Source organism: Paenibacillus sp. FW101-FHT12H11, from assembly GCF_058790355.1.
In genome coordinates this window covers 234921-250588 of the sequence record NZ_JBYTCO010000001.1, presented here as the reverse complement: position 1 = coordinate 250588, position 15668 = coordinate 234921, and the positions used below count along the sequence as shown (strand labels likewise).

Genomic DNA, 15668 nt, shown 5'->3' with positions numbered 1-15668 from the left:
CTGCTTTGTCCACGTTCAGACAGTATGCTCGTCCCTATCTAGGTAAACAGCGTTTCCATTTTTAACAAAAACATTCCTAAACATCCGTATATCGTATCTATGTTATCATAATTCCTTGTTCTGTGGGGGAAAAACAATGACATTCTCATGAAATATTTTAATTTTTAACTAGAGAGATGTATAATAGGAAGAGTTTCAAAGATAAACGACTAAGTCTCACAGGATAGAAAAGAGGAACACAAGCCATGAATAAAAAAACACGTGTCATTCTGGGTATGTCCGGGGGTGTCGATTCTTCTGTTGCCGCACTGCTCTTGAAAGAGCAAGGATATGAAGTCATCGGCATTTTCATGAAAAACTGGGACGATACCGATGAATTTGGCCATTGCACAGCCGAAGAAGATGCAGAGGATGTCCGAAGAGTATGCGACCAGCTCGGAATCCCTTTTTATACAGTTAATTTTGAAAAACAGTACTACGATAAGGTGTTCGCTTATTTCTTGGACGAGTACACCAAAGGTCGCACGCCGAATCCGGATGTGATGTGCAACAGAGAAATCAAATTCGGTGAGCTGCTCCAGAAAGTCATAGATTTAGGCGGCGACTATATCGCTACCGGCCACTATGCCCAAGTGAAAGAACAAGACGGCGAGTATGTGCTCCTGCGGGGCAATGACCCTGGCAAGGATCAAACTTACTTCCTCAACGTGCTTACGCAGCAGCAGCTGTCCAAAGCGATGTTCCCAATCGGCCACCTGCCGAAACCGGAAGTTCGTAAAATTGCCGAAGCAGCCGGTCTTGCAACGGCAAAGAAAAAAGACAGCACGGGCATCTGTTTCATCGGAGAGCGCGATTTCAAAGAGTTCCTCAGCCAGTACTTGCCTGCCAAACCCGGCAATATGGTTGATATCCGCAACGGCGAGGTTAAAGGCCGTCATGACGGGCTGATGTACTACACGCTAGGCCAAAGACAAGGTCTTGGCATTGGCGGTTCAGGCTCAGGCGAGCCATGGTTCGTCGTAGATAAAAATTTGGAAACCAACGAACTCCTTGTCGTTCAAGGCGAGCAGTACCCTGGACTTTATTCCAAGGGGCTGACAGCGACTGATGTAAACTGGATTTCTCCGAAGAAACCTCAAGGCTCATTCGCCTGCACAGCGAAATTCCGTTACCGTCAGCCTGACCAAGGCGTCGTTCTGACTTTTCAAGAGGACGGAACTGTTGAAGTAGTTTTCGATTCGCCGCAGAAAGCTGTCACGCCTGGGCAATCCGTTGTTTTTTATGACGGTGAGGTTTGTTTAGGCGGCGGTGTAATTGATAAAGTTCATAAATAATACGAGACAAAATAGTTGGTTCGAGAAAGAAGGATGATCAATTTGATTAAAATGAATGAGGCGGACTTGAAGGCTGCTACGTACGAGGATGTGACAAAAATCGTGAAAGAAGTCGGCATTCTATCTCTCTCTTCTTTTATACCGGATCATCCTTCACTTGAATCCATGACAACACAAGGACAATGGCATACCGGCTTGGAGACAGATCCTTGGCTTTGGCGGGACCGCCTGCCAGGTGACGGACTTGCCGCCTATGGGCGTTTTTTCGCTAAGAAGCCTTTATTAATTTCAGCGGACCTTTTCCCTTTGGTAAAAAATCTGTTGGAAGACCCCTACTCTGTGGAAGAACGCTATGAAGACGGGCTGCTTCCCAAATCAGCCGTCGAGCTGTTCCAAGCGGTTGAGGCGAACGAAGGCATTGATGTCAAAGAGCTTCGGGCTGTTACCGGAATGAAAGCCAAAGAGTCCAAAAGTGAATTCGACCGTGCGCTCATTGAGCTGCAGAGCAAAACGGATATTGTAATTGCGGGCATCAGCGAGCGTTTGACCGCCAATGGTACAAAAAACGGCTGGAACAGTACCTGCTATATGACAGCCCTGCATTGGATGGAACTTCATGGTTTAGCGGTGAATTCATTACCGACACCTGAAGCGAAAAATCAGTTTAGAGCTTATATTCAGGAGCGTTATAGCTCTAAGGCAGTTCAATACCTTGGAAAGATTTTTAAGTTATAAGTAAAAAAAGAAAAGGGCCTCTTCTTCTTAGGAGGTTCTTTTTTTATCCCCTCAATCTGCAAAAAGTGCCCTAATTTACCTCAATGCCTGCTAGTATGCCGCCTCGCGCCTACGCGAACCCTATAGGCGAAAGGTGTGAGCGAATGAGGAAAATCTCAGCCGTGCTTCTCCTGCTTGGACTAAGCTGGTGCGGCACAGCACAAGCGAGCATGGAAGTTGACATCCTGGAAGCTATAGCCCGACAGCCAGCTCCGTCTCAAGATCCTGACCCCCTCTATGCCAAATGGAGCCGAGTCGCCTTCCATGAAGCTGGCAAAGTATACACGTTGCTAGACTATAAGTATTTGGGCCATTCCCGTGTAGCGCCAGGGGTGGATCAGCAACAATTTCGCTTCTGGGTTCGACATCAGGGCGTTGAATTCCCGCTGATCGTATCCATACGATATGACCCTGTGTCGGAAAAACTTTTTACCATTCAAATGGAACAAGAAAGAAGAGGGAACTTACAGATCTTATAGATCTGCAGGCTTCCCTCTTCTTTTGTGCTGATTCTGCCGCATCTTATCTTCCGTTCCCTGCTCGCTGGCCGCAAAGATGATTTCATGTTTAATTTCATCCGGTAAATACTGCTGCTGCACATAATGCCCCGGATAATCGTGCGGATACATATATCCTTTGTGCCCGAGCTTCTCCGCTCCTTTGTAGTGCGTATCGCGCAAATGAAGCGGCACGTCTGCAGATTTAACGCGCTCCATCATCTGTTCCGCACGCGAGATCGCGATCGGGATGGAATTCGATTTGGGACTCTCCACCGCGAATAAAATTGCCTGGGAAATGACGTACTTCGATTCCGGCCAGCCAATCTTGTGGTACGCATCCATGGCCGTCACAGACTGCACCATGGCCTGCGGGTTAGCCAGGCCGATGTCTTCACTACTAGCGACGATAAGGCGCCGCAGGAACGTCATAGGGTCCATGCCGAGCTTCTCGACGGCATACAAGAACCAGAACAGCGCGGCGTCACTGGAGCCGCGTACGCTCTTGTGAAAGGCGGACAAGACGTCATACTGCGTCGACTCGTCCGCTTTCACGATGGGGCGGCGGATCGACTCTTCCGCCACCTCCAGCGTGATCCGAACCGTACCATCCGGTTCGGGCGAGGTCGTGAGCGCTGCCAGCTCCAGCGCGTTCAAAGAGCGGCGGATGTCGCCAACGGCCATCTGCGCGATATGCTCCAGCGCCTCCTCGTCCACGTGAAGGCGCATGAAACCGAGCCCCTTGTCGGGATCGGCGATGGCTCTTCGCATGGCGATGAGCGCATGCTCCGCCGTGAGGGGCTCGAGCTGAAACAGCGTCGAGCGCGACAGCAGAGCCCCGTTCACATGGTGGAACGGGTTCTCTGTGGTCGCCCCGATGAAGATGAGGATGCCCTGCTCTACGGCAGGGAGCAGCGCATCCTGGCGCGAGGTGTTGAAGCGGTGCACCTCGTCCAAGAACAAAATCGTCTTGCGGCCGTACATCGCTTTATTGGTCTTGGCGAGCTCGATGATCTCTCGCACATCTTTGACCGAAGCATCGACCGCGTTCAGCTTCATGAACTCTCCCTTGGTCCGGTTCGCGATGATATTGGCGAGAGTGGTCTTCCCTGTGCCCGGCGGACCATAGAGCAGGATGGAGCTCACCTGATCGGCTTCAATGGCTCTGCGCAGCAGCTTGCCTTTGCCGACAATTTGCTCCTGACCGATGTATTCGTCTAGCGTTGTAGGCCGCATACGGTCGGCGAGCAGCTTGCCGGTCGGTTCTTGCGATGAGGCATATGTAAACAAGTCCATGTTGGTTATTCCTTTGCTTTGGGTTTAAATAGACTGTTTTCATTATACGCCTCATAGGGTAGACTGTCATGTCTTGTGTGAGGTGGCTGCTTGGCTAGAGCGCGAGGAGAAGCTGTATTTCGTACAAGTAAGTTAGTTGCAAAACTGGTGTTTAAAATGTGGTACTGTAATTCCTACAGTTAACAACTGGGAATTGGTTGGAAATTGGGCATTCTGTCGGAATTTACTGCTTGTTGAGAATTTCTGTGGGCTAACGGACTGAGGTATCTCTATTTGCTGCTTTTGGGACAAATTTTACATCTAACGGACTCACCAGTTGCTAAATGCCTCGGAATTGCCTAAAACAGCAACAAAACCATTAAATAACGCCTCCTCAGTCCGTTAGCTCTTGAAATTTAGCTCAATTGTCGAAATAGCGGCTACTGAGTCCGTAAAAAGATGGCTACTGTCTAGATAACGTGAGGTGGGCGTGGAGCTGGGGTCGAGGGTTTGCATTTAGCACTTGCACTTGGAGTTGCACACGGCTCCCGAATGCAGCACCTCTCTGTTTCACAGCACCATGCCCCCACCACCACTTTCCAAAACAAAAAGGGGCTACCTCAACAGATCATCTCTGACCTGTTAAGATAGCCCCTCATCTTTTATTTCTTCGAACCAATCTCCAACAGATCTTTCACGGCCACGCTGACCATGATCAATCCCGCGACCGGAGGAACGAAAGCGTTGCTCGCCGGAGGCTGCTTCGCTTTGCGAATTTCCGGTGCATTCGCGGGTACGATTTGTTGTGTAACGTCTTCACGCGGCTTCATCGGCTCTTCGGTGGAGAAGACGACTTTTACGCCTTTTTTGATGCCTTCTTTGCGCAGCTTCTGGCGCACGACCCGAGCGATCGGATCCATGCTTGTTTTGGAAATATCCGCTACTTTGAACTGCGAAGGGTCCATTTTGTTAGCGGCGCCCATGCTGGAGACGATCGGAATCTTCCGCTCCAGGCACTGTTTGATCAGATGAATTTTATAGGAAATGGTGTCACTGGCATCGAGCATGTAGTCGATGTGATGAGCGAACACTTCCTCGTATGTTTCTTCTGTGTAGAACATCCGCATCGAAATAACATCGCATTCCGGATTAATCAATTTGATCCGATCGCGCATCAGATCAGCTTTCGGCTGCCCTACGGTCGTTGTAAGGGCATGAATCTGACGGTTAATATTCGTGATGTCGACAACGTCCTTGTCGATCAGAATAAGCCGTCCGACCCCTGTACGCGCCAATGCTTCTGCAGCGATCGAACCGACACCGCCGATGCCCAGGACGGCGACAGTGCTATTTTTCATAATATCTAGACCTTCAGGGCCAATGGCTAGTTCAGTCCGCGAAAATTGGTGAAGCATAGAAACACGTCCTCTTCAATGTTCTTAGGCTTTAGCAGGCTGCTTAAGCGCTAAGCGAATCGACAATTGATCAAGCTGTTTGTCATCTACAGTTCCCGGTGCATCCATCAACAGGTCAGTCGCGCTAGCTGTTTTCGGGAATGCAATCGTTTCTCTCAAGTTCGTTCGGCCTGTGATCAGCATCACTAAACGGTCGAAACCGAAGGCGAAACCGCCATGTGGAGGCGTTCCATATTCGAACGCATCGAGCAAGAAGCCGAATTTTTCTTGTGCTTCTTCATTTGAGAAACCAAGTGCTCCGAACATTTTCTCTTGCACGTCACGTTGGTAAATACGCATGGAACCGCCGCCTACTTCATAGCCGTTCAATACAAGGTCATACGCTTGAGCGCGAATTTGACCTGGGTCCGTATCGAAGAAATGAATGTCGTCTTCATTAGGACGCGTGAACGGATGGTGTTCGGCGACATAACGTTTCGCTTCTTCGTCGTATCCAAGCAGTGGGAAGTCTACAACCCATGCATATTTGAATTTGGAGTCGTCGATAAGTCCAAGCTGACGACCGATTTTCAGACGAAGGTTTCCAAGCACATCGGCAACGACTTTCTTTTTGTCAGCGGAGAAAAGAAGTAGATCTCCTTCTTCAGCGCCTAGACGCTCAGTCAGAGCAGCAATTTCAGCTTCGCTAAAGAATTTCACGATAGGCCCTTTGAATTCGCCGTCTTTGACTTGAATCCAAGCTAAGCCTTTGGCCCCGTAACGCGCCGCGAATGGCAGCAGGTCATCGATCTCTTTACGGCTCCAAGTACCGCAGCCTTTGGCATTCAGCGCTTTCACTTGGCCTCCGCCTTTAACCACATTCGCGAATACTTGAACGCCGGAAGTTTGCACGATATCCGATACATCTTCAAGTTCTAGCCCGAAACGAAGATCCGGTTTGTCTGAGCCGTATTTCGCCATCGCATCCGCATACGTAATCCGTTGGAAAGGACGCGGAATTTCGACTTGTGCCGTCTCTCTCATCAAGTTCACGACAAGCTCTTCCAAAATATCCAGCAATTGATCTTGCGCCAGAAAGGAAGTCTCAATGTCGACTTGTGTAAATTCCGGTTGACGGTCTGCACGAAGGTCTTCGTCGCGGAAACAACGTGCGATTTGGTAGTACCGTTCCAGACCACTAACCATCAATAGCTGTTTGAAAATTTGTGGGGATTGCGGCAGCGCGAAAAATTCACCTGGGTGAACACGGCTTGGCACCAAGTAATCCCGAGCGCCTTCCGGTGTGCTTTTCGTCAAAATCGGTGTTTCCACTTCTACGAATCCTTGGTCGTCCAAGAAATTGCGGAATATTTTGGACGCTTTTGAGCGAAGCATTAACGTTCTTTGCATTTCCGGACGGCGAAGGTCCAAATAGCGATATTTCAGACGAACGGCTTCATCTACTTCCACGCCGTCTTCAATGAAGAACGGAGGTGTTTTGGCAGCGTTCATGATTTCGATTTCTGTTACTTGAATTTCAATTTCACCCGTCGGGATATTTTTATTAACCGTTTCGGCGTCACGCTCTACGATTTTCCCTTTTACAGCAAGCACATATTCATTACGTGCACGGTCAGCAATCGCTAGAGCATCCCCTGAGAAATCCGGGTTAAATACGGTCTGTACAAGCCCGCTGCGGTCGCGAAGATCAATAAATAGTACCCCGCCTAAGTCACGTCTTCTTTGTACCCACCCGTTTAGAATAACAGTCTGTCCTACCTGATCTTTCGTAAGCTGCCCGCAATGATGTGTTTTGAGCATCATAATGTTGTTGCCTCCTCATGAGTAATTAATCTATTCGAATAGTGTCTTTGCAGCATTTGAAGCAAGATCCACTAAACTTACAATGACTTGAGAACCTGTTTCCATCTGCTTCAGCGTAATTTCGCCGCGGGCTAACTCATCGTCTCCGAGAATCGCCACATATTTCGCTTGAAAACGGTCTGCTGATTTCATTTGCGCCTTCAATTTGCGTCCTTGGTAGTCCTTCTCGGCTTTGAGGCCTTGAACCCTTAACTGGTGCAGCAGCTTCGTGACTTCCTTCTCGGCAGGCTCGCCTAACCCGATCAGGTATACATCAAGCGGCTCCGGTTTCGGAATCTCAACACCTTGCGCCTGCAGCACAAGCAGAATGCGTTCCAGACCTAGCCCCAATCCTACCCCTGGCTGATCCGTGCCATGTCCGCCAATTTGCTCAACGAGACCGTTGTAGCGCCCGCCGCCGCCAATTGTATCGATAGCTCCAATGCCGGCTGCTTTGTACTCAAAAGCGGTGTGTGTGTAATAATCAAGCCCGCGCACCAGGCGAGGGTTCACCCGATAGGGAATGTCCATAGCGGTTAAGTGCTCGCGAACCTGTGCAAAGTGTGTCGAACATTCTTCGTCCAAATAATCCAGAATCTCAGGAGCGCCTACCGCGTACTTCTGATCGGTTTTGCAATCAAGAATGCGCATTGGGTTGCGATCATAACGGGACTGGCAATCTTTGCAAAGCAAGTGTTTCACAGGTGCAAAAAATTCCTGTAATTTCTCACGGTAAACCGTTCTAACGGATGGTGTGCCCACGGAGTTAATTTCAGCGGTTACGTCTTTTAACCCAATTTCTTTGTAAAACGTGTAGCCTAGAGCAATAACTTCGGCATCAATGCTTGGATCAACGGATCCGAAAGCTTCAATCCCGAACTGGTGGAACTGACGGTATCTTCCGGCTTGGGGCTGCTCATAGCGAAACATCGGTCCCACATAGAACAATTTCGTCAGATCTGGAACTCCATACAGCTTATTTTCCACATAAGCCCTAACAACGCCGGCTGTCCCTTCCGGGCGCAATGTCATACTGCGATCGCCTTTATCCATAAAGGTGTACATTTCTTTCTCGACAATATCGGTCGTTTCTCCGACACCTCTGGAAAAAAGCTCCGTACTTTCGAAAATCGGCGAACGGATTTCTTTGTAGTTAAATCGTTGACATAGGTCTCTCGCCATACTCTCCAGATACTGCCACTTCTCCACTTCGCCTGGAAGCAGGTCCTGCGTGCCTTTTGGCTTTTGAATGCTCATATGTTCAACCTCCCTTTATCTGTCGCTCTTGGTTATATAACAAAAAAATCCCCCACCCCCGACGTTCGTCAGGGACGAGAGATTTGATTCACAAATTCACCCGTGGTACCACCCACATTCAGATCGTCTGTTCTCGCGCCATAGGCACAATAAACAGAAATCTGCTCTTTACGGTTAACGCCCGCGAATACGCACTGCCGCTACTAGACGGTCATAAATCGACATGTCGTTCCCAGCAGGTCCTCGGGGAGGTCTTTTCGTTCGCTCATCATAGGAAGCTCGCAGCCTGGACTTCCTTCTCTGATAATGTGGGGGCGAAATACTTTATCCCTTCAACGGATCACAAAGGTATTGAATTATTGTTTATTGTAAACATTGGCAGAAGTAAAGTCAAGAGATATACGTCCACTTGACTTAGCGCCGCCTTCATTTAATTAATGAGAGTCTGCCCATTTTTGCAACTCGTCCATAACAGGCTTAAGTCCTTTTCCTTTAGCTGTCAATTCATACTCAATACGAACCGGAGTTTCCGGGTACACGTGTCGGACAATGATCTCTGCAGCCTCAAGTTCTTTAAATCTCTCCGAAAGCATGCGATCGCTCATACTTGGGATAAGCACGGATATATCTTTAAACCGCTTCGGCCCCGTCAACAAGACATGTACGATGAGCCCCGTCCAACGCTTTCCCAGAAGTTCAAATGCATTTTCGAATTTCGGGCACAGTTGGTAGTCTTCCATATAAATCATCTCCTTATAAACAATTTTAACATAGTCGCTTGACAAAAGTAAGTGCTGCGTAATAATATACTAACATAAAGTAAGTAATTAAATAAAATTTATTTAAAGAGGAGTAGTTAGTCATGGCTTTAGGTCTTCTTCTTATCCGTTTGGTGTTAGGTTTAACAATAGCCGCGCACGGCACACAGAAAGTATTTGGATGGTTTGGTGGGTATGGACCAAAAGGCACAGGAGGCTTTTTCGATTCCATCGGCATTAAGCCCGGTGTCCTGATGGCCGTCCTTGCAGGTTTGTCGGAAATTGCAGGCGGATTGCTCTTTGCTGCAGGACTTTGGACACCATTTGCGGCTGCACTTATTATCATTACTATGCTTGTTGCTATTGTAAAGGTTCATAACAAAAGCTATTGGTCCACTTCTAATGGGTTCGAGTACAATTTGCTTTTGATTGTTGCGGCACTGGGCGTCGCGCTTATCGGTGCAGGCGGCTATTCTCTGGATGCTTTATTGTAAAAAATGAAGAAATGGGCTATCTCCTTAAGTCAGAAATGACTCGATGGGTGATAGCCCTTTTCTATTTCGATGGCGAAACATGAGCCCATCTTACAAAAGAAAATAGCCTGCAGCACGAGTGGCGGCAGGCCTCTAGACAATATATAAATTAAAGGGGGTCGAGCTTTATTATATCCATGGTTGATTAACGCAGTATGAAATTTAAATTACAATTTCATTACAGTGTTTTCCCTGTATTTTCAATCATTTTCATTTTGCTCCCCTCGTATATTCAGCCTTTTTTACACATATACATTACAACAAGGCAAATGGCCTTGAATTTATCATCAGGAGGCTGTAACAATGACAACACAAAACGAGTTTCAAGAGGAACGGCAGGATCTAGTGGTGCTCTTCTCTGAGGAATCCGAAGCCGAAGCTGAAGTTGAAGACGATGTAGCCGAAGAAGCTGAAGCAGCCGAAGAAGAGGCCATTGAGGATTCGGACGAAGCTGAAGAAGCAGCTGAGGAAGAAGAAGTCGAAGCGGAAGAAGAAGCGGAAGTTGATGCCGACGAGGAAGCCGAAGTAGATAGTGATGATTCTGCCGAAGAAGATGCGGAAGAATCTGCGGAAGCCGAAGAGGATGCATCAGAAGCTGACTGAATTTTGTAAGCGCAGTCAAAACTTCCATTGGCTTCGAAAAAAAAGATAAGAGCCTTATCGCCACATGCAACTACGGTGTAATAAGGCTCTTATTTGTTATTTATTAAGGTTTGCCGGTTAGGCCAACCTTCAGATCTTTGATAAGCAAGTATACGTCACCGTTTGTTAACTTTTGATTGTCTGCTATTAGCTTCAATGAAGCATCGGTCAACAGCTTATTCTCTATTAGCTTTGCCTGCGCCTCTTTGGATGTAGCCGTCAGTCCCAAAGCTTGTGTTACCGTATAAGTGGCTTGTTCAAGCGATAACGGAATTTTATCAGCATTTTCCATCTTCGCGATGGCCTGCGATACATCCCCTTTGAAGGCATCCGGCTTCATTTTCTTCGCGCCGCTCACGAGATTGACCATCCGTTTCGGATTCGCGGGGTCATCCAAGTGAAAATTGTTGTCGTACGCGCCGGAAGCCAAGCCAAGCATAAGAGCGGATTTCAGCCCCTCGTAAGCTTTATGCTCCATAAAAGGCTGCGGCTTGAGCGTCATTGGATGAATCTCCATCCCTTGTTTGTTCAACTGTTCCTGCAGCTTCGCAATGACTTCTTTGGACGCCGATAGTTGACGAAACGTCATCTTCTCCTGTTTCGCGAACATCGCTGCAGCTCCTGCGGCTTCCCCTTCGGCCATGCCTGTAGGCATAACGCGGGCGCTTCCATGCGGCAATGTATCGTAACTGGCGGCTCTACCTACTACAAGCAGTCCATCCACCTTCTGAGGCACTAGGCTGCGGAACGGGATAGCGTACTGCTTCGGTTTACACACAACGTTACCGTTATCGGTCGGAGAGATCCTTTGAATATCCACTGGATAAGAACCGAATCCAATACGGTCCCATTGATCATTGTTCGTACAAACGTCAACAATGCTCAGTCGGTATTCCCCTTGCATATGACGCGTTTCCCGAACATATAGCTCTGGTGCAGATCCATCTAGTTCAAGGCTTGCAAATTCAGGGAAGTTTTTTTGCATATAAGATAAAATATTAGGCAGTTCTTTTTTCCCGATGTCAAAAGCTTCTTGAACAGCTTTCGGATCAAAGGTATCAACCCCGAAAATTTGCAAGGCATTAATAAGGACGGTATTGTCATTTTCCCTACCCATATTAAGCCCTCTCATCTTGGCTCTTTCTTTGTTAAGAGGCGGGTACTTACTCATCTCCCCATAACCAAATACACTTACATCGTTGACTCCTGTATCCGGATTATTATCCCCGTTCAGCCTTGTGGCCATCAGGTTCCAAACTTCCGGTGTTACGTTTTTCAAACGAAACGCAAGCGTCACGGCCATTTTGGAATTCGGATCCCCGATATCCTCGTGTCCGATCGTAAACGGCACTCCTGCCGCTGCCGCGAAATCTCCATCCTGCGTCGCATCGATAACCGAAGCCGCCTTCACGACTTGCGTCCTGCCGTCTTCGAGTGTAATCGTAGCGCCTTGCACAGCCTTTTTATCTTGAGTAAGGAGCGGATCGATCTTCTTCGTTTTGAGCAGCACATCGATTTTAGATTCATTTTTAACCAAATCATAGAACGCATTCGCGGCTGTGTTCACATCGAAGGAATCCCCTTCAATTTTGGCATACCACTCGGAGAAGAAACCTTTGTTGAAGACATCATCTTTCCCTATAAGGTTCTTGTTTGGAGCATAGTTCATATCAATGGAGTTAATCCAGCCCAGAGTCATTAGCCCTCCCAGAATCTCACGATTCCGTCCATCCACCAGAAGGGTAGTTAACCCATTACGCGCAGCCGAAACAGCCGCAGCAACCCCCTCAGGATCTGTACCAACGACAATGACATCATACGCTTCTTTTGTTTTCTTTACGGATTTCACTTCTTCAATTTCTTGCTTCGCCTTAGTCTGTCCACCGCTTATGTGGTGTTTATATTGATAATACAAAGACGCCGCAGCCCCCAGCACCGCGAGCAGAATCAAGATTCCCATCAACCAAAGCCATCCTTTGGAAGCGGAATTATTACGATTCGGATTTGCCATTAAAACGAGAGCACCCACCTTGTCCCCTGCTTTTCATACAGCTTACCGGTTGAAGGTTTGATAAGCTTTCTTGAGCAGTCGATTTTTGTCAGCCAAAAACATCACTTGTTAGTTTACCACATTTTAAAGTCTTAGAGAAATCCTGCCATATTGCCTCTCATCCAACAAATAAAGCCCCGCATGGCTGACGAAGCAGCGCGGGGCTTTACGATTAACGATATGATTTTTTGGGAATGCTTTTCATTTTCTCCTGATCGGATGTGAACTCTGCGCTAATTTCAACGTCGGCTAACGCCGGTGCCTGACTCATCCGTTCGGCAAGTGTTGTATGCAGCAGTTGCTGCACTGGCGCCGTCATGGCTTTGTGCTTGATCGATTGACGCATCTGGATGCTCCTAACTGCAAGAATATACAGTTTTAGTATATCCAGGCTGTCCGCATCTTATCCTTTGCGCAAGAGGCAACCCGACTATTTACTATCGATGATCAAAGTAACAGGTCCCCAATTCGTAAAGGAAACATCCATCATTTCGCCAAATGCGCCCGTTTCCACTTGCAAGCCCTGAGCGCGAAGCAACTCATTGAACTTATCATACAACGGTTGTGCAATCTCAGGTCTAGCTGCTGACATGAAGTTGGGCCTTTTCCCTTTGCGGCAATCCCCATACAAAGTAAACTGGGAAACGGATAAAATTTGACCGCCTGTCTCCAGCACGGAAAGATTCATTTTACCGGTCCCATCTTCAAAAATGCGCAGTCCGGCTACTTTGTCCGCTATATATTTCGCATCCTGCTCGGTATCGTCGTGGGTGATGCCGACAAGCAGCATCAGACCTTGCTCGATCTGTCCGACAGATGCGCCACTCACAGTTACTTCGGCGCGCTTGCACCGCTGAACAACTACTCTCATGGTTTCTCTAAATCTCCTCACGTTCGTTCACAGCCGCAAGCTTAGCTTTGCATAATGCGCTGAACGGAATAAACGTCTCTCACACGTTTGATTCTCTCGACAACGGATTGCAGATGATCGATATTTTTGATCAAAATGGTCATATGAACCGTTGCCATCTTGTTTTTATCCGATCGGCCTGAAACCGCTGAAATACTCGTTTTGCTTTCTGAGACAGCCTGAAGCACTTCGTTCAAGAAATCTCGACGGTCATGGCCTGTAATCTCAATTTCCACATTGAAATTGGATTCGATGGCTTCACACCAATCAACCTCAATAACCCGTTCCTCTTCCCCCATACTTGTAGGGATATTCGTACAATCCGCCCGGTGCACGGACACGCCGCGTCCTCTTGTAATGTAGCCGATGATCAAATCGCCGGGAACCGGATTACAACAGCGGGCAAAGCGCACAAGCAAGTTGTCCACGCCCTTCACCTTCACGCCGTTGGTTGGACGGCTTTTCCGTTCGGTTGCGCTTGGCGACTTAACTTCTTTAACCTCCGTAGTGAGCTGAAGCACCTGAGCTTCTTCGGCTTCCTTACGCAGCTTCTCTGTAAGCTTCGTACAAATTTGCGCGGCTGTAATCCCGCCAAACCCGACGGCAGAGAGCATGTCTTCAATGTCGTTAAAATTGAACTTCTTTGCCGCTTCGAGCATTTTCTCATCGCTCATCAGTGTCGGCGGATCAATGGCCAACCGTTTGAGCTCGCGCTCAATCATGGTTTTCCCTTTTTCGACGTTCTCTTCGCGCTTCTCTTTCTTGAACCACTGCTTGATCTTACTGCGGGCGTGGGACGATTGCGCGAGTTTGATCCAGTCCTGGCTTGGTCCATAAGAATGTTTGGACGTCAAAATCTCAATGATATCCCCTGTTTTCAACTTGTGATCCAAGGGGACGATGCGGGAATTGACTTTGGCGCCAATTGTCCGATTACCGACCTCCGTATGAATACGGTATGCAAAATCCAATGGCACAGAACCAGCCGGAAGCTCGATGACCTCGCCTTTTGGTGTAAACACAAAGACAAGATCGGAGAAGAAGTCCATCTTCATGGATTCCATAAACTCCGAAGCATCATTCGTTTCATGCTGAAGCTCCAAAATTTCACGGAACCAGCTCATCTTGTCTTCAAACGTGCCTGATGGAACAACAGAACCGCCTTCTTTGTACGCCCAGTGTGCAGCAATACCGAACTCGGACGTTCTATGCATTTCCCAAGTACGAATCTGAACCTCTAGAGGTTCCCCTTTGGGACCGATCACTGTTGTATGGAGAGACTGATACATATTCGGCTTAGGCATAGCGATATAATCTTTGAAACGCCCAGGCATCGGTTTCCACAATGTATGAATAATACCCAAAGAAGCGTAGCAATCTTTGATGCCATCGACAATGACGCGCAGCGCCATGAGATCATAGATCTCATTGAACTGTTTGCCGCGGGAGCTCATTTTTTTATAAATACTGTAGAGATGTTTGGGCCTTCCGGAGATATCTCCCTGGATTCCCATCTCATCCAGCTTTTCTTTGATACTGTGGATCACATCTTCAATATATTGCTCACGCTCGGTTCGCTTCTTCTGCATCAGATTCACGATCCGGTAATACTGCTGAGGATTCAAATAACGGAGAGCGATATCCTCCATTTCCCACTTGATGGTGGAAATTCCGAGCCTATGTGCAATCGGACAGAAAATCTCCAGCGTTTCCTCCGCTATGCGGCGCTGGCTTTCCTCCGATTGGTACTTCAATGTGCGCATGTTATGCAGCCGATCCGCCAGTTTAATCAAAATAACGCGGATATCCTGCGCCATAGCAACAAACATTTTGCGGTAGTTCTCATTCTGCTGCTCTTCCTTGGATTTGAACTTAATCCGTTCGAGCTTCGTCAAGCCGTCTACAAGCATTGCGCAGGTTTTCCCGAATTTATCTAGAACAGTTTCGAGTGAAACTGTTGTATCTTCAACGACATCATGCAGAAGCGCCGCGATCACGGAAGTGACGTCCATCTGCATGTTCACCAGTATATCTGCAACAGCGAGTGGATGCAGAATATAGGGCTCCCCCGATTTGCGCACTTGGCCATGATGGGCTTCATCCGCGAATTCATAGGCCTCCCGTATCCTCTGCAAATCATTCTCTTTCAGATAGGTGGCTGCCTTCTCTAACAGCTGCTCTATACCCATGCATCTACCCATTCCCTTTAGAGGTTGTTTAAAAAGCGAACTTTTCAAACGCTCATCTTTAGTCGATTTTTATTCATTATGCCTGCAAGGCAGGCTCCGCGTCAACTATGCCACGCTAACCTTTCGACAAAAAACATCATTTTGCCTAAAATCCTTTGAAATATTCCTTCCTTACGGCCTATATCTAGGTAC

Annotated in this window: 14 protein-coding genes; 5 read left to right on the top strand and 9 right to left on the bottom strand. The window is 47.8% G+C overall.

The genetic code is table 11. The annotated features are described in order from the left end of the window. The first annotated feature begins 245 nt into the window (after nucleotides 1-245). The 3 genes from mnmA (at nucleotide 246) to AC3WTJ_RS01255 (ending at nucleotide 2587) form a co-directional block, all read left to right on the top strand. The gene (gene mnmA, locus AC3WTJ_RS01265; RefSeq protein ID WP_492520205.1) at nucleotides 246-1334 is read left to right on the top strand and encodes a tRNA 2-thiouridine(34) synthase MnmA; all 1089 of its coding nucleotides are present in this window, start codon (nucleotides 246-248) and stop codon (nucleotides 1332-1334) included. Nucleotides 1335-1385: 51 nt separating this feature from the next. Further along, on the top strand, nucleotides 1386-2069 hold the full coding sequence (locus AC3WTJ_RS01260) for an AlkZ-related protein (RefSeq protein WP_492520948.1): 684 nt from the start codon (nucleotides 1386-1388) through the stop codon (nucleotides 2067-2069). Between the two features lie 143 nt (nucleotides 2070-2212). Beyond that, the gene (locus tag AC3WTJ_RS01255) at nucleotides 2213-2587 is read left to right on the top strand and encodes a DUF3889 domain-containing protein (RefSeq protein ID WP_492520204.1); all 375 of its coding nucleotides are present in this window, start codon (nucleotides 2213-2215) and stop codon (nucleotides 2585-2587) included. Here the strand turns inward: AC3WTJ_RS01255 and AC3WTJ_RS01250 are convergent. From AC3WTJ_RS01250 to AC3WTJ_RS01230, 5 genes are all read right to left on the bottom strand, one after another. Beyond that, the gene (locus AC3WTJ_RS01250; RefSeq protein ID WP_157319183.1) at nucleotides 2582-3901 is read right to left on the bottom strand and encodes a replication-associated recombination protein A; all 1320 of its coding nucleotides are present in this window, start codon (nucleotides 3899-3901) and stop codon (nucleotides 2582-2584) included. The genes AC3WTJ_RS01255 and AC3WTJ_RS01250 overlap by 6 nt on opposite strands. Nucleotides 3902-4542: 641 nt before the next feature. After that, on the bottom strand, nucleotides 4543-5295 hold the full coding sequence (locus AC3WTJ_RS01245) for a tRNA threonylcarbamoyladenosine dehydratase (protein ID WP_157319184.1): 753 nt from the start codon (nucleotides 5293-5295) through the stop codon (nucleotides 4543-4545). Nucleotides 5296-5319: 24 nt separating this feature from the next. Further along, the gene (gene aspS, locus AC3WTJ_RS01240; protein ID WP_492520203.1) at nucleotides 5320-7098 is read right to left on the bottom strand and encodes an aspartate--tRNA ligase; all 1779 of its coding nucleotides are present in this window, start codon (nucleotides 7096-7098) and stop codon (nucleotides 5320-5322) included. Nucleotides 7099-7128: 30 nt separating this feature from the next. Continuing rightward, on the bottom strand, nucleotides 7129-8394 hold the full coding sequence (gene hisS, locus AC3WTJ_RS01235; RefSeq protein WP_492520202.1) for a histidine--tRNA ligase: 1266 nt from the start codon (nucleotides 8392-8394) through the stop codon (nucleotides 7129-7131). Between the two features lie 434 nt (nucleotides 8395-8828). Next, entirely contained in the window at nucleotides 8829-9134 is a 306-nt protein-coding gene (locus tag AC3WTJ_RS01230; RefSeq protein WP_127455345.1) for a winged helix-turn-helix transcriptional regulator, read from the bottom strand. Nucleotides 9135-9256: 122 nt separating this feature from the next. Here AC3WTJ_RS01230 and AC3WTJ_RS01225 point away from each other — a divergent pair, with 122 nt between their 5' ends. Both AC3WTJ_RS01225 and AC3WTJ_RS01220 read left to right on the top strand, forming a co-directional pair. Beyond that, nucleotides 9257-9646 (top strand): DoxX family protein, encoded by a 390-nt coding sequence (locus AC3WTJ_RS01225; RefSeq protein ID WP_492520201.1) that lies wholly within the window; start codon nucleotides 9257-9259, stop codon nucleotides 9644-9646. Nucleotides 9647-9988: 342 nt separating this feature from the next. Beyond that, nucleotides 9989-10288, top strand: coding sequence for a hypothetical protein (locus tag AC3WTJ_RS01220; protein ID WP_492520200.1), 300 nt, complete (start codon nucleotides 9989-9991; stop codon nucleotides 10286-10288). A gap of 103 nt (nucleotides 10289-10391) precedes the next feature. Here AC3WTJ_RS01220 and AC3WTJ_RS01215 read toward each other — a convergent pair whose 3' ends face one another. The 4 genes from AC3WTJ_RS01215 to AC3WTJ_RS01200 form a co-directional block, all read right to left on the bottom strand. Next, the gene (locus AC3WTJ_RS01215) at nucleotides 10392-12287 is read right to left on the bottom strand and encodes an FAD-dependent oxidoreductase (protein ID WP_492520199.1); all 1896 of its coding nucleotides are present in this window, start codon (nucleotides 12285-12287) and stop codon (nucleotides 10392-10394) included. Between the two features lie 262 nt (nucleotides 12288-12549). Then, nucleotides 12550-12723 carry a hypothetical protein gene (locus tag AC3WTJ_RS01210; protein ID WP_492520198.1) on the bottom strand — a complete coding sequence of 58 codons (174 nt, stop codon included), beginning with the start codon at nucleotides 12721-12723 and terminating at the stop codon, nucleotides 12550-12552. A gap of 84 nt (nucleotides 12724-12807) precedes the next feature. After that, nucleotides 12808-13248, bottom strand: a complete 441-nt coding sequence (dtd, locus tag AC3WTJ_RS01205; protein ID WP_492520197.1) for a D-aminoacyl-tRNA deacylase — start codon at nucleotides 13246-13248, stop codon at nucleotides 12808-12810. Between the two features lie 41 nt (nucleotides 13249-13289). After that, nucleotides 13290-15476: a RelA/SpoT family protein gene (locus AC3WTJ_RS01200; RefSeq protein ID WP_157319190.1), complete on the bottom strand. Its 2187-nt coding sequence runs from the start codon at nucleotides 15474-15476 to the stop codon at nucleotides 13290-13292. Nucleotides 15477-15668: the final 192 nt, after the last annotated feature.